The 22546-nt window shown below is 46.7% G+C and carries 17 protein-coding genes; 6 read left to right on the top strand and 11 right to left on the bottom strand.

Translation table 11 applies throughout. The features are described from left to right. Positions 1-20: 20 nt before the first annotated feature. The 3 genes from QF049_RS17410 to abnA form a co-directional block, all read right to left on the bottom strand. Entirely contained in the window at positions 21-911 is an 891-nt protein-coding gene (locus QF049_RS17410; RefSeq protein WP_124117107.1) for a carbohydrate ABC transporter permease, read from the bottom strand. 157 nt (positions 912-1068) lie between these two features. Beyond that, a complete protein-coding gene (locus QF049_RS17415) occupies positions 1069-2412 on the bottom strand; it encodes an ABC transporter substrate-binding protein (RefSeq protein ID WP_307539195.1) in 1344 nt (447 codons plus the stop codon). A gap of 131 nt (positions 2413-2543) precedes the next feature. Then, positions 2544-3455: an arabinan endo-1,5-alpha-L-arabinosidase AbnA gene (abnA, locus tag QF049_RS17420; RefSeq protein ID WP_206099161.1), complete on the bottom strand. Its 912-nt coding sequence runs from the start codon at positions 3453-3455 to the stop codon at positions 2544-2546. A 397-nt stretch (positions 3456-3852) separates the two neighbouring features. Here abnA and QF049_RS17425 point away from each other — a divergent pair, with 397 nt between their 5' ends. The 4 genes from QF049_RS17425 (at position 3853) to QF049_RS17440 (ending at position 7132) form a co-directional block, all read left to right on the top strand. Further along, positions 3853-4770, top strand: a complete 918-nt coding sequence (locus QF049_RS17425; RefSeq protein ID WP_091033990.1) for an ArsR/SmtB family transcription factor — start codon at positions 3853-3855, stop codon at positions 4768-4770. Positions 4771-5040: 270 nt separating this feature from the next. Further along, entirely contained in the window at positions 5041-5958 is a 918-nt protein-coding gene (locus tag QF049_RS17430) for a helix-turn-helix transcriptional regulator (protein ID WP_307543295.1), read from the top strand. Positions 5959-6041: 83 nt separating this feature from the next. Continuing rightward, positions 6042-6551 (top strand): DinB family protein, encoded by a 510-nt coding sequence (locus QF049_RS17435; RefSeq protein ID WP_307539197.1) that lies wholly within the window; start codon positions 6042-6044, stop codon positions 6549-6551. An 11-nt stretch (positions 6552-6562) separates the two neighbouring features. After that, positions 6563-7132, top strand: coding sequence for a YdeI/OmpD-associated family protein (locus QF049_RS17440; RefSeq protein ID WP_150366315.1), 570 nt, complete (start codon positions 6563-6565; stop codon positions 7130-7132). 73 nt (positions 7133-7205) lie between these two features. Here QF049_RS17440 and QF049_RS17445 read toward each other — a convergent pair whose 3' ends face one another. After that, positions 7206-8069: a helix-turn-helix domain-containing protein gene (locus QF049_RS17445; protein WP_307539200.1), complete on the bottom strand. Its 864-nt coding sequence runs from the start codon at positions 8067-8069 to the stop codon at positions 7206-7208. A gap of 178 nt (positions 8070-8247) precedes the next feature. Here QF049_RS17445 and QF049_RS17450 point away from each other — a divergent pair, with 178 nt between their 5' ends. Next, the gene (locus QF049_RS17450; protein WP_307543297.1) at positions 8248-9762 is read left to right on the top strand and encodes a glycoside hydrolase family 43 protein; all 1515 of its coding nucleotides are present in this window, start codon (positions 8248-8250) and stop codon (positions 9760-9762) included. A 315-nt stretch (positions 9763-10077) separates the two neighbouring features. Next, positions 10078-12378, top strand: a complete 2301-nt coding sequence (locus tag QF049_RS17455; protein ID WP_307539202.1) for a helix-turn-helix domain-containing protein — start codon at positions 10078-10080, stop codon at positions 12376-12378. A 198-nt stretch (positions 12379-12576) separates the two neighbouring features. On the opposite strand, the gene QF049_RS17460 is transcribed toward QF049_RS17455, so the two are convergent. The 7 genes from QF049_RS17460 to QF049_RS17490 all read right to left on the bottom strand — a co-directional run bounded on the left by QF049_RS17460 (position 12577) and on the right by QF049_RS17490 (position 22286). Beyond that, positions 12577-13629 (bottom strand): glycoside hydrolase family 18 protein, encoded by a 1053-nt coding sequence (locus tag QF049_RS17460; protein ID WP_307539204.1) that lies wholly within the window; start codon positions 13627-13629, stop codon positions 12577-12579. Between the two features lie 5 nt (positions 13630-13634). Next, a complete protein-coding gene (locus QF049_RS17465; protein WP_307539206.1) occupies positions 13635-16268 on the bottom strand; it encodes a transglutaminase domain-containing protein in 2634 nt (877 codons plus the stop codon). 7 nt (positions 16269-16275) lie between these two features. Beyond that, a complete protein-coding gene (locus tag QF049_RS17470) occupies positions 16276-17298 on the bottom strand; it encodes a carbohydrate-binding family 9-like protein (protein ID WP_307539208.1) in 1023 nt (340 codons plus the stop codon). A gap of 63 nt (positions 17299-17361) precedes the next feature. Then, positions 17362-18648, bottom strand: a complete 1287-nt coding sequence (locus QF049_RS17475) for an alpha-L-fucosidase (protein WP_307539210.1) — start codon at positions 18646-18648, stop codon at positions 17362-17364. A 105-nt stretch (positions 18649-18753) separates the two neighbouring features. Beyond that, positions 18754-20349: an extracellular solute-binding protein gene (locus QF049_RS17480; RefSeq protein WP_307539212.1), complete on the bottom strand. Its 1596-nt coding sequence runs from the start codon at positions 20347-20349 to the stop codon at positions 18754-18756. 41 nt (positions 20350-20390) lie between these two features. Continuing rightward, on the bottom strand, positions 20391-21299 hold the full coding sequence (locus QF049_RS17485) for a carbohydrate ABC transporter permease (RefSeq protein ID WP_036668765.1): 909 nt from the start codon (positions 21297-21299) through the stop codon (positions 20391-20393). Positions 21300-21314: 15 nt separating this feature from the next. After that, a complete protein-coding gene (locus QF049_RS17490; RefSeq protein ID WP_307539214.1) occupies positions 21315-22286 on the bottom strand; it encodes an ABC transporter permease in 972 nt (323 codons plus the stop codon). Between the last annotated feature and the right edge of the window lie 260 nt (positions 22287-22546).

Below are 22546 nucleotides of genomic sequence, written 5' to 3' on the forward strand. Positions count from 1 at the left end.
TTCACTCCTTCCCTTGACAATTAATCCCCATCATAGGCTGATTTTTCGTTCATTTTGAATTGCACCAAGGTAATGACAAAAATGAAAATACCAAGAATCATAGCCATGGCTGACGCATAACCCATTTGAAGGTTACTGAAGGCTTTCTGCCAAATATAGAAGACAATCGAAGCCGATGAATATTCAGGACCACCTGTAGGCGTCATAATGTTCATCTCGGTAAAGATCTGGGAGCCGCCAATGATATTTGTAACGACGAGGAAAAAGGTAACAGGCTTCACCATTGGCCAGGTGATATTGCGGAAAATCTGGAACCCATTGGCTCCATCCAGTTCAGCCGCCTCATAATATGTACGTGATACACTTTGCAGCGCTGCCAAGTACAATAACATGGTGTATCCCAAACCTTTCCATACCGTCATAATAATCAGTGCTGGTTTGACTGTGTCTTTGTTCGCGAGCCAGTTGGGACCCTCAATGCCAAACAGGCCGAGGAACTGGTTCACCAGACCGTAATCCCCGTTATACGCCCAGTTCCACATGATGGACACCGCAGCCAGGGAGGAGATGACCGGAATATAATAAATTACACGGAAGGTCGTAGTCCCGGGAATTTTACGATTCAAACCCATAGCCAGCAACAATGCCAGCAAAAGGCCAATCGGGATCCCGAGCATCAGGAAGAATGTATTAAACATCGCTTTGTAAAATAAGTCATCCGTTAGCAAGTCCTTGAAGTTGGCCAATCCGATAAAGTTCATCTGTCCCAATCCATCCCAGTCGGTAAAGGAACCATAGAGGGAGTAGAGGAATGGGAACATGACAAAGATCAGCAACCCAAGAATCGGAGGTAAGATAAACAGATATCCGTACAGCATCTCTTTGCGATACAAACTCGATTTCGTAATCACGGCGTTCACCCCTGTTTCTAGTATCAGCATGTGGCATTCTTCGATTGAACCTTGCCGATCAACGAATGCCACATGCCCGTATGGAATCCAATAAGTTCCAATACGAATGATGCCAGCAGCATGATTGCAGGCTGCCGGCATCACCCTTTCCTATCTACTATTTCTGAGATTTCTGTTCCTGTTCAACCGCTTTGTCGAGCAGCTTCTGCATTTTTGGCTGTTGTTGCTTCACATAATCAGCGGCTGTAATCTTGCCATCTAATACCGGCTGGATGTCTGTGAAGAAGAGGTCATACCACTCCGCATTGTACGTGTAGTTACCTGGCAAAGAACGTCCGTAATCCTCTACGATATCAATGAATTCCTGCTTGTTGGATGGTTTCGTGGATGTATCTTTGGCCCACTCGTCTGCCATATCAAGCAGATTCGGAATCTGTACCTTGGCATCTACCAGTTGCTGCATACTTTCTTTCGAAGCGGTTAGGTAGTTCACCAATGCTGCCGCTTCTTCCGGATGTTTCGATTTCGCAGATACCCCAATTCCCAGGGAACCAATCCACGTAGCCGACTTGCCAGTCGATCCCGCAGGGAAAGGTAACAAATCATACTCGAAAGGCAAAGTCTCGAATGTACTCATATCCCAAGGACCTACAGGGAAGAAGGCCATTTCCCCTTTCATCCAGCGTTGATAGGTATCCAATGTTTGCGCTTCCTCAATGGAAGGTGTAATGTTGTATACGTTCTGCATATCCGCGAAGAATTGCAGAGCTTCTGCGAATTTCGGATCATCAATGGTCACCTTCGTTTTGCTCTCATCCAGCCAGTCCCCGCCATTGCTCCATACAAAGGATTGCAGTGCCCACTGTACGTTAAAACCTGTACCGAATACATCCGGTTTACCGTCCCCGTTGGTATCCTTGGTCGCTTGCTGATTCACCTTAATGAACTCTTCCCATGTATATGGTTTATCCTTGTCAGGGAGTGGAATGCCTTCTTTTTCAAACAAAGTCTTGTTGTAGCCTAGTGCAAATGGCCCGAGGTCCTTCGGCATGCCGTAGAGATCACCCTGTCCTGCCATCTTGCCATCATAACGGTATAGATCCACTCCATATTTCCAGATGTTATTCAAATCAACATCCGCATTTTTTTCAATGTAAGGTGTAAGATTCATGAGAACATTGCTGTTCACATAGGCCTTAATATCGCCTGGGTTAAAATAAAATACGTCAGGCAAGCTGTTGCCTGTAATTGCCGCTCTCAGCTTGGTTGCATATTGATCCGCAGCCGTTACAATAATTTTGACTTTCACACCCGGATGATCTTCTTCGAATTTCTTGACCACTGCCTGGTATGCTTTCTGCTCATCTGTGCCCCCGCGGAACATAAACGTTAACTCCTTGTCCCCACTTGCACCGCCGCTTCCTCCTCCGCAGCCCGCAAGTACCAGTGCACTTACCAGCATAAGAAGCATAAATGTGACCCAATTCTTTTTCTTTACCATCTGAACCCCTCCTGATCTGGACTTGTAACCGTATTCAATTGGATGAAATAGGATTTCTGTTGTTAATTTATCAAATCCAGATCACTTTAGTCAACACTTTTATAAAACATTTTATATTTATCTAAAATAAATCAATACTTCGGCCATCCATTAGCGTCCCACAACAAGTCATTAATCAGCAATTTTGGATTGCCATTATCCTCTGCATCATAGGCATGTCTTGCGATGACATTGCCGTTGTACACGTCCTGACCACCTGGACCTTTCCATTTCACATTGCCTGTATCCAATATCGTTCCGCCACCATTCAGCATATTAACTCCGTTTTTGTCCACATAAGGGCCTGTTATACTGGTCGAACGTCCATAGACCATTTTGTAGGTACTGTTCACCCCTTGGCAGCAAGAATCGATGGAAGCAAACAGGTAATAGTAGCCGCCCCGATATACAATACTTGGTCCTTCAATAGCACCTCCGTTATTCGGGCGCGCAGCAATGGAAGTTATACTTCCCGTCGGTTTCATCGTATTTTTGTCCAGCTTGACAATCTTCAGACCGCTCCAGAAAGAACCGAAGGCCAGCCATGGATTGCCTGAAGCATCAATGACCAGATTCGGGTCAATGGCATTATAGTTATTGGCGGTCGTGGTTTGAAGCACCAATCCTTCGTCCTTCCATTGCCCTGCTCCAATGCTGTTCGCAGACGCAAGACCAATCGCAGACCGATTGGAGCCAAAGGTGGAGATCGAATAATAGAGCCATACTTTTCCGTTATACTGCTCTACGTCCGGTGCCCATACATCCAATCCGCTTTGTCCCGGAACGGCAGAAGCCCACCAGGATGGCTTACTTAAGAAGATTTGTGGAACACGATACCAGGACGATCCATTATCGGATTTCAATACTTGAATGCCCGGGCCGGTTGAAAAGGTGTACCAGGAACTGCCCTCTTTGATAATCGACGGATCATGAACAGCGGTATCTCCGGTCAGATTCCAGAACGCCGCCAAAGCTTTTGACTGACCTGCCAGCAGTAATACCATCACAAGTAATGCCGGTAACGCCAACCGTTTCCACTTAAACCTCTTCACATTGCTTAACTTTTCCAAACCAAACTCCACCTTTCCTGATCAAATGGTTAATTAGGTTCATGAAGTAATGAATCAATTTAGGTATAATAGGATTATAAAAGCGGTTACATTACATTTCAATGGTATATTTCAAATATATGTGAACTGATTAACACTTATTTTAACCGGAATAGTGAACAAAATATAGATTATATTTTCGTATTTGCGCTATATACAAGGGTTTTGGCTTCTATTTCTCCACCCTTCCCTTCCATGAGGGAATGATTTATAATTATCTGAAATAAAACATATAAATGTGCAAATGTCTGTGTCGAAGACTTTGTTCAGAACGGGGAAAGGAAATCCACCTATGATTTATATTAAAGATCTGATGTCGGGTGTGAATATCTTCAAAGCGCTCAGTTCGGAAATCAGGATTCAGATCATCGAGCTGCTGGCCAAGAACCAAAGTCTTAATCTCAATGATCTTGCAACCAAGCTGGGACTGAGTAATGGCGCCATTACAATGCATATCAAGAAGCTTGAAGAGAGCGGATTGATCGAGATCAACACCGCTGTTGGCAAACATGGAATTCAGAAGATATGTTATCTCAATGAGGAGAAATTGATGGTTGATCTGCGTTCACAGGAGATTAACAATCGTTATGAGGTGGAAATTCAGGTCGGTCATTACAGCGATTATCAGGCTGCACCTACATGTGGTCTCGCTACCCGGGACAGCATTGTTGGAGAGTTCGATGATCCGCGTTACTTTGCTGATCCACTGCGAATTGATGCGGAGATGATCTGGCTGGCTGAAGGTTATCTCGAGTATCGGATTCCCAACTATCTCAAACCTAATCAGTCCTTTAGCGAAATTCAGTTGTCGATGGAACTGGGATCGGAGGCCCCTGGCTTTTGTGACAATTACCCTTCGGATATTTATTTCTACATTAACGGTATTGAGATTGGCTGCTGGACAAGTCCGGGGGATTTTGGTAATACACGCGGTACCTTCAACCCGGAATGGTGGCCTCCGCACTTGAATCAGTACGGCATGCTGAAGCTGATCCGGATTACACAGGAAGGTAGCTATATCGACGGATGCCGCATCTCGGACGTGACGTTGGACCAGATTGGGCTGGATTACAAAAGCGATATTCATTTCCGCATTGCGGTTACGGACGAACCTTTGAACAAACGGGGTTTAACGATCTTTGGTAAAAACTTCGGAAACTATGGACAGAATCTGCTCGCTCGGGTTCTCTATAACGTGCAAGAAGAGTAGAGCCGGCTCTGACTATTCACTCGATATTAATTAAGTTCGACCGATCTGCTAACATAATGTTCAATACAACAACAATCATGTTTCTTCAAAAGGGTGCTATCCAGCACTCTTTTTTTCATCTCGCCTAAGAACTTAATTCAACCAAGTTGGAATAAACACACGGGCTGTTATGACTTCTATAGACCCTCTGTAATCCTCCATGTTGTTTACTCTGGCGTGATATAATAATGGCCTGTAATGACAAAATGGAATAACGGGCGGGGATACCTTTTGAAATTGGAGCGATTAATCTCAATCATATACAAACTGCTGAACCACGAAGTATTGTCTGCTTCCACCTTGGCGGAAGAGTTTCAGGTGTCCCCAAGAACGATCTATCGGGATATTGATGTAATCTGTGCCGCTGGCTTCCCGGTCGTCTCCCATCAGGGACTCAAAGGCGGCTACGGCATGATGGACGGATACAAGATGGATAAAAGCTTGCTCGGTTCTTATGATGTGGATTCCCTGATCACGGTCCTGAGCAGTCTATCCACAGTATTCGAAGATGCACGTGCACAAGGCACGATTGAACGTCTGCAAACGATTGGACCGGAGCATCAAACCTCAAGTCTGTCGGTGGATCTGGAGACTCGCCGAACAGAACCTGACGCCCTTCCTCATCTGCGTAAAGGTATTACGGATCATCAGGTTGTCCGTTTTGACTACATCAATACAAAGAATGAACATACACCCCGCCATCTGGAACCGGTAAGACTTCATTTTAAATATCGTAATTGGTATGTATATGGATTTTGCCAGACACGGCAAGATTATCGCGAGTTCCGACTGTCCCGGATGATGAACGTGCAGCTGACATCGGAACACTTCCAACCCCACCTTGAGCTTCCCCAAGAGACGGTTGAGTCAGATCCGTCATGGCAAGATCAGGTAAGTAATGTGGTATTTCGGGTGAACCCGGAAGCGCTCGCGGAAGCCATGGATCATTTTCAACAGGCAGATAAGCAATTTCACGAGGATGGAAGTATGACGATGCGTATCCAGGTTCATCAACCGTTACAAGCCAAGTGGTTATGGTCGTTTCTGCTTAGTTTGGGTAGTGGCGCTGAGGTGCTTGAACCGATTGAATTACGAGGCATTCTGAAAGAACAACTTCGAAACGCACTTAAGCTCTATGAAGAAGTATGACACGCTGTTGTCATACTTCTTTTTTTATAATCATCTCAGTAAGTTAACCCAATCTATAGCCAAATTAAAGGAGACGATCATCAATGAATCATTCGGAACAAATGTATAACTACCACGCATGGGCCAACCAAACGATCCTGGGCAGAATCAAGGAACTGCCCTCTTCTGTACTGAGTCAGGAAGTGAACAGTTCATATCCAACCATTGCTCACGCACTCAGCCATATCTATACAGTGGATAAGATGTGGTACCTGGTGTTAACTGGCACCGGTATGCCCGAGGCACTGCAAGCATGCATACCACTCAATAGTGAAATTCACGGTTCTGTGGATGAGTACGTCCAATGTTTTACCGACCTGTCGGCACAATACAGTGAGTGGTTACGAGGCCAAGCTGATCTGGAGCAAACCATTCTACTCGATAATCCATTTGCAGGAATTCGCAAAACCAGCTTATCGGATATCGTAATCCATGTGGTTAACCACGGAACCTATCATCGAGGCAATGTTTCTACCATGCTGCGTCAATTGGGGCATGCCTCCATCATGAATGACTATTCACTCTTTTGGTATCAGGAACAGGCTCAAGTATAGTTGATAATCGGATGGAAAATGTACATTGTATCCCCGTGACATCGAGGGATGAATTGAGAAATTGGTTGCGGACGCATGGAAAAGTTGAGAAATCTTGCTGGGTAATGATAAGCATAAAACCCGTGCCGAATACCCTGCTGTATTTGGACGTGGTTGAGGAGTCGCTGTGCTTTGGCTGGATCGATGGAGTCAAAAAGAAAATATCCGAGACTCAATTAGCACAGAGATTATCTCCTAGAAGTAAACGCAGCTCATGGACTGAATTGAACAAGGAACGTGTCCGTCGACTTGAAAAGTTGGGCTTCATGCATGACGAGGGTAGAGAGGTTCTTCCTGTTATGGAGCCAAATGCTTTCATAATTGATGGTGTGATCGAACAAAGGTTGAAAGAAGACCATCAGGTTTATGCAAATTTCATGGCCTTCCCTACCCTGTATCAAAACGTTCGGATCGATACGATCCAAAGTGTTAAGAATCAGCCAGCATTATTCCAGAGCAGATTAGATAAGTTCATAACCAACACAAAGGAAAATAAAATGTACGGTCAGTGGCATGACAACGGACGGCTTTTGGACTATTAGATTTTCCCTGAGACAGCAGACAGGACCTCCATATGAGGGGGCCCTGTTTTGGTGTCTTATATTCGGTCAGGTATTAATGAGTCTGCCTGTATGTTTTGGGAGACTTGCCAAAAGCTTTCTTGAACTGGCGGGTGAAATAATTACTGTCGTTAAATCCACATTCATACGAAATTTCCGTGATGGACAGATTCCCGTTTTTCAACAAATGACAAGCCTTCTCCAGACGCAACTTTTGCAGATAAGAGATCGGGGTCATCTGATAATAGGATCGAAAAATCCGGTTCAGATGCCTTATAGAGATATTTGACTTCCCCGCAATATCCTCTAGCGACAGTGGCTCCAGATAATGATCTTCGATAAATGAAATGGCATTGGCCAGATGCATCAGATTATTACCTTCGATCCCTTTCTCCTGCGTATCATATTGCCTCGACAAATAAACAACCATCTCCGTAAGACGTGAGATCAACATCGTCTGATACCCTTGCTGTTTACTCTGATACTCCTCAATCATGAACGATATCAGTGATTCTACATACTCCAGACTGGAAATGGATAACGCCAATTTACTCGGAAAGGAGTGAATATTACGATAAAACGGTTCCAAAACAAACAGCGCCTGGAAGCCGTTAGATTTTCTCAGATCGGGCCCAGCCGAAGCAAGCATCTCGGGACTGAACATAATGTTACAGATCCTAAAATCATGAGGGTCTTTATACGCATGATGGGTGTCGCCATTAATCACAAATGCGTTCCCTTTTTTAATAAAAAATTCCTCGGTGTTCACTACATGGGTTGCATGACCACTCAGAACAATGACAAGTTCCGTAAAGTCCACATGATTATGAAGTTCCATGTCTTGGTCGTGTCCACCATACTGAATGAAAAATGGAAACTCTTGATCTGAAGTAAACCATCTCAAATATGCATTACTCAAAAGCATTCCCCTCCGCAAACCATGTTGGGTTGAATGTCTATATCATGCTATTCGAGGACCGAAAAATCAAGGTTGGAAATGATTAAAGACGATATAATTCCCCTTGTAGCAAGGATACATCTCATACGTTCTCGTTCAGATCCATATTAAACTCTCGAAATGATAGGAGCATAACATGATGAAATATACCAATCCGGTGATTCCGGGGTTTTATCCAGATCCAAGTATCTGCCGTGTAGATGAAGACTATTATCTGGTAACCAGTACCTTTGAATATTTCCCAGGTGTGCCCATCTTCCACAGCAAAGACCTTGTGAACTGGCGACAGATCGGCCATGTCCTCACAACAACGGAGCAACTCCCTCTAGCGAATGCAGGCAGCTCTGGCGGTATTTTTGCCCCAACACTCCGGTACCATGATGGCTGGTTCTACATGACAACAACCAATGTCAGCGGCGGCGGAAATTTTTATGTACGTAGTGCCCAGCCCGAGGGACCATGGTCTGCTCCGATTTTTGTTGATCAGGGCGGCATTGATCCCTCTTTTCTCTTCGATGAAGATGGACATGTGTATTTTCAAACGGCCTCTAACGGCGATGAGGGCGAGGGCATCTATCAGTGCGAGATAGACATCACGACCGGAGCCAGACTAACCGATAGCCGATTGATCTGGACTGGAACCGGAGGAGCAGCACCCGAAGCTCCCCACATGTATCAAATAAACGGCCTCTACTATCTGATGATCGCTGAAGGTGGAACCGAGTATGGTCATATGGAGACCATTGCTCGGAGCACAGAGCCATATGGACCATTTGATCCGTGTCCTCATAATCCGATTCTGTCCAATCGGAGCATGAAATCCAGCATTCATGCAACCGGTCATGCAGACCTTGTCCAGATCCAGGATGGAAGCTGGTGGGCCGTATCTCTTGGCATCCGTCCAGCAGGTTACCCCATGCGGCACCATCTGGGACGCGAAACGTTCCTGGCACCTGTCACTTGGACGGATACCGGTTGGCCGGTGATCGGTGTGGACGGACATATCGAGCAGGAGATGACTGGGCCTTTGTTGGCTGAGCACCCTTGGTCACCTCAGGCTATTCGGGATGATTTTGACGAACCATCATTAGGCATGAACTGGATTTTCTTACGTAATCCGGCTCCGGGTAGTTGGACGCTCACTGAAAATCCCGGGCAGCTCATCCTTCGTGGTCATTCGGTTTCACTCGATGATGGACAAAATCCTGCCTTTGTCGGGCGTCGATTAAGCCATTTCTTATGCAATACGGCCACCGAGCTGTATTATGAGCCAAATGCGAGCGGTGAGGAAGCTGGATTAACGGTATTTATGAATCATAAATATCATTATGATTTGGCTGTAACTCGGATTGACGGTCAGAAGAAAATCGTATTGCGACGAACCGTCGGCTCTATGCGAACCGAACAGGTGCTTGACTGTGACAAGGGGCCGGTTGTATTACAAATCAAGGCTGACCGTAATCACTTCACGTTCCTCTACCAGCAAGGTTCATCCGATGCCATTGAAGTGGGTTCAGGAGAAACACATCTGTTATCTACCGAAGTGGCGAGTGGTTTCACTGGTGTGATGATAGCCATGTACGCCTATGCTCCATCGGAGGAGTGTACACCTGCAAGTTACGATTGGTTTGACTATGAACCTCTGAACGAATAATCGTTTTAACTCCTATATTCAGTAATAGAAAATATAATATATGATCAGCTAAAATTATCCCCTTAAAGTAGATACTCTTTGAAAAGCCTTGTGTGGTAGCATAAGGAAATGAGTGAACTTTGAGGGGATTTTGCTATAACTATATCTTTCTTACGGATTGCACTGGAATTTATAAAAGAACCATTGCTTTATTAGAGAAGTTCTCCTAGTATTTTCAGAAGGAACACCCCAGCAGCTACCATCTTGGCAATACCTTCACTGCCCATATGAGAGCGCTATCGCTGCAGCACGAAAGAAAAACGGGAGGTTGCAGATATGAAATGGAATCACTTCAAGTCCAAGCTTCTGTTTAAGTACACACTATCCTATATCTCCATTTTCCTTATCCCTCTTGTTATTTTAACCATCATTATTTATCACAACGCTGTGGACACGCTCCGTTCAGAGATTGAACAGACCAATGTCAATCAGCTCACTCAAGCCAAAACGGTCATTGATGATCGCATGAAGGAACTCCAAGACATCGCTTTTCGCATCGCCTACGATGAGCAGTTAACGCGGTATTGGACCCACCATCCGTACTATAGTCGGGAATCAATCGGCGCATTGGTCAAATACAAAGCCACCAGTTCCATTATCGATGAGTTATTCCTGTTCTTCCGTGGAGATGATAACATCTATTCTTCTCAAGGCTCTGAGAACCTGGATGTATTCACTGGTCGCTACAAATTTACTACGTGGAACAAAACAGACATGATCCGGGATTTGAATAGCGTACAGTCCCCCACGATACGTCCAGCGGAGCAGGTCGTCCAAGGAACCAGAATACCCAATTCCATGCTGGCCTACCTTGTACCGATTGCACCTAACAATACGCCCGCCCATGGAACCGTCATGTACCTGATTCACGAGTCCAATCTGACGGGCCTAATTGATTCCATCCTCAGCGACTATCACGGGATGACTTATATTTTCGATAATTTCGGGCAAGTACTGGCAGCCAATTACAAGGGAGAAATCATATCCGAACAGGAAGTTAACGCTCTGTTTGCTCTTGAACCCGGAACGCACAGCATCTCCTTAAATCAAGAACCACATTCGGTTGTATCCGTTAAATCGGATGCGGGTTGGACTTATGTAACCGCTATGCCCAGCAACCAATTTTTTAGCCGAATCGTTCATATTCGCACCTTTGTTGTTCTTGTTTTCTCCTTCATGGTGGTGATGGGCACGTTCCTCGCCATTATGTTGGCCCGAAGACAGTACCATCCGATTTCAGACTTAATGGAGTTCATTCGGTTGAAGAATGATCCTGATCCATCCTCCACCACCAACGAGCTGGAATGGATTAAGAAAACACTGCATGATTATAGTCAGCGCGTAGATCTTCAGGAGCCCTATGCTCGCAATCATATTTTGCTCATGTTGCTGAAGCACGGTCACACCGGAGATTTTCCCTCTGAGTTTACGGATAAGCTTGGCATACGCTTTAACCGATCCCATTATTTTGTCATGATCATGGGCTGGGAAATGCATGCTTTTCCTATCGGTGATAACCCCGAGCAACCTACTGTCATGCAGCTGATGAACGATGTGGAGCTGCCTGAGTTGTCTGCTTATGCTTACGGCGTAGAGCTGCCACAGGCAGACCAATTGGCCCTTATCGTGGGATTCGATGCCGAAATTGGGCATGAAGGTAGCCTGAATACCCTTATGGAGCCTATCGTTGAAAAACTGCAATGGATGGTGATTGAACACACCGGGGTCGCGCCCGCGATCGGGATAGGCAATCGGTACACTTATCCGAAACAGCTGAATCAATCCTACATTGAGGCCTCGACCGCTCTGGAAGCATCGATGCTGCATGGACAGGGCAGCAGTACATACTTTAACAACCTTTCCGGTTCCGATGCACAGGATTCTTCCTTCTGGGTCCCTAAGGATGTGTTATTAAAGCTGGTTCAGAGCTTAAAACAAGGCAGCTATGATGTGGCGGTTCAGATGGTGTCAACTGCGTTGAATACCCTGAAATCCGAAATGCCGTCTGTACCGCTGCTGCGTTGCATCTGCTTTGATATTCTGAATACAATGCTCAAAACCGCCTCGGAGCTTGGAATCCATCATGTGGTTGATCAACTTCCAAGAATCACTTCCTACGACTCGTTGGAGGATTTGGAGAAAAAACTGACAGGCCTCGCCGCCGAAATCTGCGCCCATGTCGAGGCGAAAAGTGAGACGGAAGAAAGCTCTCTTATGGATGAAATCGTTGCGTATATCGATGCCAATTTCTCTGATTATGATCTCAGTTTAGGTACGATTTCATCGAAATTTACGATCTCTTCATCCTATTTCAGTCGTTCTTTCAAAGAAAAGATCGGCATGAACTTTACCCAATATATCTGGCAGAAACGGATGGATGAGGTCATTCGACTACTGCTGCATACTACCGATCCGTTAAAAGATATCATCACGCGTGTCGGTTACCTGGATACACCAAACTTCATCCGCAAATTCAAAAAAGAGACGGGTTATACCCCAGGGCAATACCGTAAAATGCACCGTCCCAACGGCTCCGCCGATTCCCCTGATGATGATGATGAGGAATGTATTGGATAAAGGGAGATATCGTCTCTGTGATGGTTACATCTCAGAACAGTAAACAATGTATATGAGAGCGAATAACAGTGCCTGATTCATTAGACCAAAATAACGCAAACAAGGGCCGTCCTATACGTCATGCTCATGACGTATAGGACGGCCCCTTCGTATGTTTTTAGTCCGAAGGAATAATCTGATTCGTCGCGGCCGGTGGCCTTATCCGATTTTCCCAGCCGGAAGAACCTTCAGCCCTTGATGTACTGCACCCAGCAAACGGTGAGTCGGATCACAGCCGTACTCCCAGAACATGATCCCGGCCAGACCCTGATCCTTTACGTAATCACATTTGCATTGGATCGATTCTTCATCATCATAAGATATGAGGCTGGACCCATTAAACAGAAACGGTGCACAGGCTTCTTCATCCCAATAACGAGTGTAACCATTCTTGTTAATGTACTTCGCTTCCAGCTCGGCAAATGACGGACCGTAGCCGCCTGTGCTACCAGCCATTTGATGGAGCCCGTGGTTTCGGTCAGGAACCTCATTCCAGATCCGGGAATAGAACGCAGCTCCGATCACAATCTTCTCCTTCGGGACACCAGCGCGAACAAACAGGGCCACGGAAGCATCCGTACTAATTCGAAACAGATCTCCTGTTGGCGTGTACAGATTCGTATGGTGTCCGGTCAGAACCTGAAAACCGCCGCGCATATCATAGGTCATCAACTGCACGTAGTCCAGATACTGCTGCACCTCGGCCATCTCTGTACCATCAACGTAGTATTGATCAGCCCCTGCTGCAATGGTGAGCAGATAATGACGGCCATCCTCTTCTCCCTTGGCACTCAGTGCCTTCCGCATTGTCTTGAGAAGTAAGGTGAAATTCCGTTTATCATCTGGGCTGGATGCGATACCAGCTTCACCGTAACAAGGATATTCCCAGTCCAGATCGATCCCGTCAAAAGGATATTCCTCCAGCGCCCTAAACGCCGATGCAGCCATGCTGTCCCTCCCCGCCTGGGTTGAGGCGGCTTCGGAAAAACCGCCAGCGCTCCATCCACCTACAGACAACAGCACTGTAAGATTTGGATGCTCCCGCTTGATGTTCTGGATCACATGGCCATTTTTTAAATGCTCGGTAGTGATTGCATCATTCTTGACATGTCCGAAGGCTATGTTCAGATGTGTTAACTTCGACAGATCCTCATGTGTCATGTCAGGAAGAACTGAATCAACGGCATAACCCGCAGCAATATATTTCATCACTCTCTTCACTCCGATCCAATCGATGATTGAGATATCGCAGCAGCAATCTGCAAGGCTTCCTTCCCGGTACCAATCTTGTACCCGGAAGCCGAATAACGAACTTGATGCAGAGTATCCAGTACAAACAGATGTGGATAACCCGCTTCATAAGCCGCAGGCTTCGAATTGAAGCCTGACAAGGAAGCATAACTGGAATCTCGTACAAAAACCGTACGTACAGGCAGCTTTGGATAACCAACAGGGTCAAAAGAAGCGTTCCATTCCATATCTCCGATCATGAGTACGATTGGTATACCCAGCTTATCCAGCGGCTCTGCCAGCTCGCACAGTTCACGAATCAGATGTTTGGTCGGTTCCCGCTCCGGTTCAATCCAGGCAGCAATGGCACCCTCCGATCCCAGAAGTTCCTCCAGTTCTACCTCTGAACCATCCAGACGGGTCAGTATACTTCCTGGTGCCAGTTTACCCAGTACAGGAATATCAACCTCAGTCTCGCGATAAGACAAGACAACCTCAGTGGTATCTCCAGCGCTCACGGTAAAGTAAACGAATCGTACTTTTGCCGTTCCATCTTTCAGCCTAACGCCTGTCGTTAAGCGATAAGCTCCTGCCTCAACCTCATATGGCTCACTATAGACATCCGTACTGCCATAAGGATAAATCAACGTCTTGTAGACGCCATCCTCCAGAAGGGCAAACGAGAAATTTTCGAAATAAGATGCTTCAGGTGTATCCTGCGGAACCTTTATATCCCTATGAAGATGGAGCATTCCCCAACTTGTGCTCTTCTGAGTTTGAGGTGAGGTGAGACTAAACACTGCATCCTCCCAGCCTTTGTCACTTAGATACTGTGGTTTCTGTGCGCTGGGATGTAATCGGGCCGGAATACCCAAACTGCGACATACAGCCACAAACAAAATATCCAGCGACTGAGAGTCTCCCTTCATTAGACTAAACGTCCCTATTGGATTCCCTTTGCCTTTTAGATTAGGAAGATCTTCATAGTATTCATATTGCTGTTCCAGCATTCGGGCAAGTGTCGAGGGATTCTCCCTGAACGCTGCCGCCTCATCTGCCGAAAAGGCATTGTGGAATACACCTCGATAAGGGACCAGCATCTCATAGGAAATCCGCGGACACAGGATGTATCTCACAAATGTATCTTCCGCCCAAGATCCTTGCTGCGAGAGCGCACCGATCAGATGATCATCCAGCGTCTGGCGAAAAGTATCAATTAAATCTTTTTCATTCATCGACTCCAGCAACCGGAGCGGCCACTCACCGTATGGATTGGAACGTGCCTCTAGGAAAGCTGCAATTTCCTGGCTGTTCCCCCGTGCCTTGCGGAGAACATCCCACACACGTACCGAGGGCAGTCCAACCTTTTTAGCCAGCGAGACAGCTTCCTCCTCACTCAGGAACGTGTCCTCATACTCGCTCCGGGTCTGCGATCCTTCCTCCAGACGACGATTATGAATCTCAATCTTCTCTTCCGGTAATGCAACCACGACCTCTCCCTCCCTTTCCGGAGGAGGAACCATATCGAAATCTGCAATCCCTGTAGGCTGCTCTGATGAGTTCAGCACAAGCTCTATAACCTTGTTTTCCTGAGCCTTAAATAGGATCTCACTCCACTTGCCGCCGCTGACCGCACGAATCAAAAGGTCACCACAGCCAGTCTTAAAGGTCGCTTCCCCTTGTGCATCCGTGCTAATTTCGGCAATCGGATAGAATTCAGCCGTATTGTACAACTCAAAACGAACACTCGCGCCGGGTACGGGCTCTCCCTGTTCATTTTTCACCTTCACATAGATGTTGCGTATGGGCGCATAGTTCTCAAGCAAATTAATTTCCGTAAATCCCTTTTCCGAGAGCGTAATATCCTCTGGTCCGGGATAGTCGGCATAGATCCTCGTATTAATCAGCATGGCCCTGCGGGCTGGCGGGCTGAACCACCCCTGGTTCAGACGGGCTTCAGGCTCACATGCCCCGATGTAATACCATTGACCATCTGCCCAGGCTTCTACCCAAGCATGGTTACTGTCACAGTGAGCCCAGCGCGGTGTATAGACCTGACGGGCAGGTATACCGATGCTGCGAAGAGCGGCCACCGCCAGCGTGGATTCTTCGCCGCATCGACCACGAGCATTCCGGATCATCGTCAGCGGTGATATCGTGCGCAGATCACTGCCAATATAGGTCGCTTTCTCATGACACCAGTAATTGGTCTCCAGAATGGCATCAGCCATGGATAACTTCGCTGTCCGCTCGGCTAATTCGTCATAGATCAAACCGCGGAAATCTTCAATATTTTCCGTATTTATGCGATAAGGCAGTACAAAATGAAGGAACAAATGATCAGGAACGCGTTCTCCCCAAGGCACACGTTTGCGAGTGTCCAAAGCCCGGCGCACATGGCTCAAGAACAAGTCCCCGTTATAATCAGCCATGTCGTTTACCGGCATATAGGCATAGACACACTTCAACGCCCATGCCTCTTCATGCGTTAGCTCCTGCTGAAAAACATGAAACAATTCCGATTTGCGGGCCTCTGCAAAACGTACCTTCTCCTGGAACTTCTGCTCGATTCTCTCCAATGACTGTGCATCAAGGGAAAATACCAAGGTTTGGCTGGTCATTGCGTTATCACTCCTTCCACAGCTTTCCGTCTTCCCGAATACAGATCAAGGCCGTTCCGTCCGAAGACGGCGCAGTAATCTGGAACAGGCTGCGAGTCGTTTCAATAACAGGCTCACAGCTCCACGATTCCTCACCCATAAGCAGCTTCACATCCTGTGTAAATTCACCATGGGTTTCATAATAATTGCGTTCACGGTAGTAGAGCCTGCGAAGCTCCCATTTGATTCGTTCGTCTTCCGGCAACTCAAACGACTGATCCGTTTCGTCATCCGAGAATACAACATAACCCCATAACTCCGGGTAATGCATGTTGATAATACCCATAGGTGACCACACCCAGTTGTCCTCCGGATAAGGGTTGCCCGTATCTGGATTCAGCACCTTGCGGTATTCACCGTCCTGTACCTCGGTCTGCCACTCCACACGCGAGAAGTTGACACGCCAGAACTCACCTGGTGCAGGCGGACGGTTACCTTCGGCGCATTCCTTAAGACTGGTCCAGGGAATCGCGACTTCCACGCTCCATTTCCGGTTATCGGCGCCAGGTCTGTTCAGCTCTCCATCGATATATACGGCGGTCTTGAGACCGCTGATATCCCAACCGTTAACCGGAGGTCCACCATCCCGATATGGCTTTACCAATAAGAGATCCCATACCGTATTGAGCGCGTTGATCTCGAACTCATAATATTGATGGGAATCCCCATCGGGATCGATAAAAATCTCAAAGTCATTGTCATAGAAAATAACAGAATCCCGCTCGGTCAACGTTGCCCAGATCTGATCTTCAATCAGTTCGGCAGCAAAGTAGAAATAATCGTCATCCCACAGCATTTTTACCCGCGTCTGTTTCCCGGGCTTCGGACGAAGATCGCCTTCGATATCAACGAAATCATCCGTCCAATCGGCTGCATCCCAGAATGCCTTATCCACACGACCATCCAGCGCCAGCGGCTCCTTTGCACGCTTGCATATATAATGTTTGGGAGCATACTCAATCTTCGGCTCCGGCACTCCACTTTGGTTCATTTCGCTCTCTCCAATTCATAAGGGAGGGCATGCATCTATCGGCACATCCCCTCCCCGTAATGGTTAGTTATGGGTGACAACGGCGCCTGAGCCGCCGTACATTTCCAGCTCCTCATCGAATTCGAGCTTAAGAACGGTCACCTGTTCATGCGTGTCCTCCGGGGCCATCTTGATCCACGTTGTCCCCGGGATATTGAACCAAGGCACACCTCCATGGATTTCATGAGTAAGCTCTTGGCCCGAATGCAGCACGGTAATTTTCTTGATCGGATTGCATAGACCTTTGATGCACACATTCTCTTTCGGCTCGTCATACACAAACAGATATAACGTTTTTCTATCCTCGGATACAGTGCTTCCTCCCAGATAATAGCGGGTCATAATGCCTTCACCCGTTCCGAAAACAGCCTCCTCATGGGTTCGGATCCAAGCTCCCAGTCCAAGCAGAATATCCTCCTGCCTCTTATCGATGGTGCCATCTTCTCGCGGACCAATATCCAGCAGCATATTGCCCCCCATCGAAATACAATCACAGAACATCCGAATGATCTGATTTAACGATTTGTATTTATGGTCTGTTGGCACATAGCCCCATGATGTGTTGATCGTGGTGCAGAACTCCCATGGTCCCTCCGGTCTTGTAATCGGGATGCCTTGCTCTGGCGTTTTATAATCTCCATAACCTTGAAGGCGGGAGTTGATGATGACATCCGGGTTAAAAGATTGCAGGTAACGCTTGAACTCCGGCAGATTCCACTGCTCGGCACTCCGTTCCCAATCGCCATCGAACCACAGCAGATCCACCTTACCGTAATTCGTCATGATCTCCCGCAGCTGGTGGTTATTGAATTCAAGGAATTTCTTCCATTTCTCCTGATCCTCAACACCATCCACAGGGCTTGAATGCCGATTGACACTGCTGAGATCCTCCGGTACTTTCCCACCTTCATAGACGCTAGGATAATCCGGGTGTGACCAATCAATCAGCGAGAAATACATCCCCAGATGAATGCCCTTTTCCCGAATCGCTTCCGCATATTCCTTCACAATGTCACGATTCACTGGTGTCTGTTTGACAACATTGAGATCGCTATATTGCGTATCCCATAATGCAACGCCATCATGATGCTTCGTTGTCAATACGGCATACCGAGCACCAGACTTCTCAATCAAGTCCGCCCACTTTTCCGCATTAAATTCCGATGCCGTAAAACCATCCAACTGTTTCATATATTCTTCATAGGATATCCTGCCATTATAGAAGGACCAGGATTCCGCAACCCCGTCCACCGCATAGATGCCATAGTGGATGAATATCCCCAGTTTGGCTTCTTCAAACCATTTCTGCATAACGGTCCACCTCCCCCGAGAATTCTTATATGCGAAAAATTTAATGCAGCTAACATTATTGAAGCTAACTGCTGTCTTTCTGCATGGGATGTACCTCGATAGGCTTTATTGCCCCGAATTCCAGCGGTCATATGCCCCCTGATACAGTTCGATGATACGGTCACTGCCCATTTTCTTCATCTGTGCAATGTACTTATCCCAGTTCTCAAGTGGTTCCTGGCCGGTCACAAACTTCGCTTCCATCTGTTTAACGTACGTATCCAGGTCAGACAATAGAGCGGTTGCTTCGCTTTGCTCTTCATTCGTCAAATAAACGTTAGGAAATGGTGCTTTTCCGATAGGTACCAACTTCTCTTGATTCTGCTGGTCAATCCACTCATCAAATTCGGTGCGAAGACCCTTCGCTACTTCGGGATCATTAATGCCCGGTGTCAAGATACCAAAGTTCGGAGTGATTTTACCGCGGTATTCCTCACGATCCCCACCCCCAGGAACGGGGAGCCACTCTTTTACGTGATTTTCCTTGTCTTTGAATTGCCATAACACACCTTCCGGACCTTGATTGAACAGAGTCGCACCTTCATAGCTGTACAAGTAATCGATCCATCGCATCGTCGCCTCAGGTGACGGGTTACTGCTCGTAATAGCAAAGGTACCGCGAGCCGACATACCCGGGTGTTTGCCGTATACCGGGGAGTCTGCCACTTCGCTCTTCACTGGTGTCATCAGCGGATGATCCGTGCTCGGTTCACCGCCGAGCGTGAAGTATGGATGGTAATCGTTGAACAGTGCAAGTTTGTTGCTTTCACCTTTTGCTTTTTTCTGATCGCCTGTTTGAGAGAAGGTCTCATGATCCAGCAAATCTTCCTTCCACAAGCGATTCATGAATGTCAGATACCCTTTATAACCTTCTTCTTGATAAGGGTAGTGAACTTTTCCGTCCTTATCAGAATAGATGCCTTCGTTGTACATTCCCCAGAAGCCGAAGAAAAACATGCGAAGATCATCCAGTTTTACAGAAGTCAGCGGAATTTCATCTTGCTGGCCATTGCCATTAGGATCTTCTTCTTTTACACGCTTGAGATACGTATACAATTCTTCCGTGGTCTTAGGCTCTTCAACGTTAAGTACCTTCAAGAATTCCCCGTTGTACCACATTGGGCCTCTATACCACACGGCGGCTTTATCAATGAATGGGAGTGCATACATATGTCCATCAGGTGTTGTAAATGATTTGCGGACATCCGGGTTCTCATCGAGAATCTTTTTGATATTTGGGGCGTAACCTTCGTCAATGTATTTTTCCAACGGAATCAGGATGCCCTGGCTGCCATATGTCACCTGCTCGGCTGGCTTGAGGTCCGCAGCATAGAACATATCGGGCAAGTCTCCGCTCGCAAAAACCAGATTTTTCTTCGTTTCAAAGCTGTCGATTGGTGAGAGCTGGTACTCCAGCTTGATGCCCGACAGTTTCTCCATTTCTTGCAGCACAGGCATCGTGCTCCAATCGGCTACGCCCGCATCCTGGGACATGACCTTTAACGTTAGCGTTTTGTCTACAATGGGGAAACCTTCTTTTTTGACCCCCTCTACTTTGGAGGTCGTGCTTCCGTCTTCATTGGTTGAACCACAAGCTGCAAGCAATGTTGCGAATAAGGTGAGACAGAGTGTAATGGATGAAGCCTTGCGAAGCTTTTTCATAACAACAACTCCCCTTGTTTAATGTGGTATATGGATTAAGATCATCCCTTAACGGAACCGATCATAACACCCTGTACAAAGTAACGCTGGAGGAATGGATACACTGCAATGACTGGTAGGGTGGCAACAATAATGACAGCATATTTGACCAGCGCAGCAATCTCCGCTTTGGTATTCATCGCCGTTGCTGAAGAGGTATCAATCGCTCCTCCCCCTTGAGCAGCCATTTCCTGAAGCACCAGAATTTGGCGCAGAAAGAGCTGCAGCGGGTACTTGGAGGAATCATTCAGATAGATCATGGCACTAAAATAGCTGTTCCAGTGTCCGACTCCATAGAAGAGCGCCATCACTGCAATGATTGGCATGGAAAGCGGGAGCACAATCTTGATGAACAACCGGGTGTTGGTACACCCATCAATATGCGCCGCTTCCTGTAACTCCTTGGGAATGGTCGATTGGAAGAACGTCCGGCATACGATAATATTCCAGATGGATGCAGCCCCGGGCAGAATAAGTGCCCACATGCTGTTCACCATACCAAGATCCTTGACCAGCAGGTAACTTGGGACAAGCCCTCCGCCGAAGAACATCGTTACCATAAACATTGCCATGAAGAATCCGCGTCCCACAAAGTCCGAGCGGCTGAGCGCATAGGCTGCCGGTAGTGTAACAATCAGGTTAACGATGGTGCCTACAACGGTATAGATAATCGTATTTTTGTACCCAATCCAGATGTTGGTGTTCTCAAACACCCGGGCGTAACCTTCAAACGTAATCCCTTTTGGTAGTAACCACATCTCACCGGAGGCTACATATTTGGGATCACTGATTGAAGCACTAATGATGTATAACAGCGGATACAGCACAATGACGAGCGCTACCGTCAGATAGATGTAATTGCACAATAAGAACAATTTATCACTTCTGCTTTCTTTCACAGCGGATGACATGTGTATTCCCTCCTTTTACCATAGGCTGTTTTCACTGGTACGGCGTGCAATCTGATTCACGGCAATAAGCAGAATCGCATTAACTACAGAGTTGAACAATCCCACCGCCGTAGAGAAACTGTACTGTGCATCGACCAGACCGGACCGATAGACAAATGTTGAGATGACATCGGACGAGCCCATGTTCAGCGGATTTTGCAGCAGCAGGATTTTCTCAAATCCGACGCCCAGAATACTGCCCATATTCAGAATTAACAAGATGGTGATCGTAGGGATGATCGCTGGAATGTTAATATGCAAAATCCGTTTAAACCGGCTCGCACCATCCACCACAGCCGCTTCATGCAGTTGCGGGTCCACACCCGATAGAGCGGCAAGATATATAATGGTGCCCCAGCCTGCACTTTGCCAGACTCCCGACAGTACATACACTGTCTTGAACCACGCAGGGTCCGTCAGGAATTGAGGTGCCTGGAATCCAAGAGCCTGTACCAAATTGACAATCATGCCTGACGAGGGTGATAAAAAGGTAATGATCATCCCCGACATCACAACGACCGAAATGAAATGCGGTGCATACGTGACGGTCTGCACAGTACGCTTGAAGAAGGAATCCTTCACTTCATTGAACGCTAACGCAAGAATAATCGGCAGTGGAAAACCTATAGCCAGCTCATACAAGCTGATGCTAAGGGTGTTCCATAATAAATCCCAGAAATAATACGAATTGAAGAAACGGATGAAATGATCAAATCCGACCCATGGGCTTCCTGTGACACCAAGCGTTGGGATAAAGTTTTTAAATGCAATTTGTATGCCGTACATCGGACCATAATGGAATATCAGAAAATATAGAAAGGCTGGTGCAATAAACAGATACAACTCCCAGTTCCGAATCGTCCTTCTCCATAATTTATTTTTCTTACTGCTCGGATTGGTGTATACCGATAAGTTTTGCGATAAGGCGGACTTCCCATCTGGTTGCATCAGTTGTTTCCTCCTTTTTTGGTAACGCTTACATACCGAGTTTATGGTTCATTGCCTAATTCGTAAATATGCCATTTCAATCTTCACTTCTAAAATCACGGAATATACTGTTACAACGGGGGTTTACACTTTTGTTGCCAGCTTGTCATTGTCATTTCGGGGTTGTAAAACATGTAGAATTTGACCTTTTTCCCTCCTGTAGTTGTCATTGAGAGTTTCATCACATGAACTTGAAAGATGTCAGATCCGAACTTAGGTTA

The sequence above is a fragment of the Paenibacillus sp. W4I10 genome (genome assembly GCF_030816325.1).
GTDB lineage: Bacteria > Bacillota > Bacilli > Paenibacillales > Paenibacillaceae > Paenibacillus > Paenibacillus amylolyticus_B.

Coding starts and splice junctions, on each gene's coding strand:
- QF049_RS17415 (WP_307539195.1), bottom strand. CDS start 2,412: ATGGTAAAGAAAAAGAATTGGGTCACATTTATGCTTCTTATGCTGGTA.
- abnA (WP_206099161.1), bottom strand. CDS start 3,455: ATGGTATTACTGCTGGCAGGTCAGTCAAAAGCTTTGGCGGCGTTCTGG.
- QF049_RS17425 (WP_091033990.1), top strand. CDS start 3,853: ATGATTTATATTAAAGATCTGATGTCGGGTGTGAATATCTTCAAAGCG.
- QF049_RS17435 (WP_307539197.1), top strand. CDS start 6,042: ATGAATCATTCGGAACAAATGTATAACTACCACGCATGGGCCAACCAA.
- QF049_RS17440 (WP_150366315.1), top strand. CDS start 6,563: ATGGAAAATGTACATTGTATCCCCGTGACATCGAGGGATGAATTGAGA.
- QF049_RS17450 (WP_307543297.1), top strand. CDS start 8,248: ATGAAATATACCAATCCGGTGATTCCGGGGTTTTATCCAGATCCAAGT.
- QF049_RS17455 (WP_307539202.1), top strand. CDS start 10,078: ATGAAATGGAATCACTTCAAGTCCAAGCTTCTGTTTAAGTACACACTA.
- QF049_RS17465 (WP_307539206.1), bottom strand. CDS start 16,268: ATGACCAGCCAAACCTTGGTATTTTCCCTTGATGCACAGTCATTGGAG.
- QF049_RS17470 (WP_307539208.1), bottom strand. CDS start 17,298: ATGAACCAAAGTGGAGTGCCGGAGCCGAAGATTGAGTATGCTCCCAAA.
- QF049_RS17475 (WP_307539210.1), bottom strand. CDS start 18,648: ATGCAGAAATGGTTTGAAGAAGCCAAACTGGGGATATTCATCCACTAT.
- QF049_RS17480 (WP_307539212.1), bottom strand. CDS start 20,349: ATGAAAAAGCTTCGCAAGGCTTCATCCATTACACTCTGTCTCACCTTA.
- QF049_RS17485 (WP_036668765.1), bottom strand. CDS start 21,299: ATGTCATCCGCTGTGAAAGAAAGCAGAAGTGATAAATTGTTCTTATTG.
- QF049_RS17490 (WP_307539214.1), bottom strand. CDS start 22,286: ATGCAACCAGATGGGAAGTCCGCCTTATCGCAAAACTTATCGGTATAC.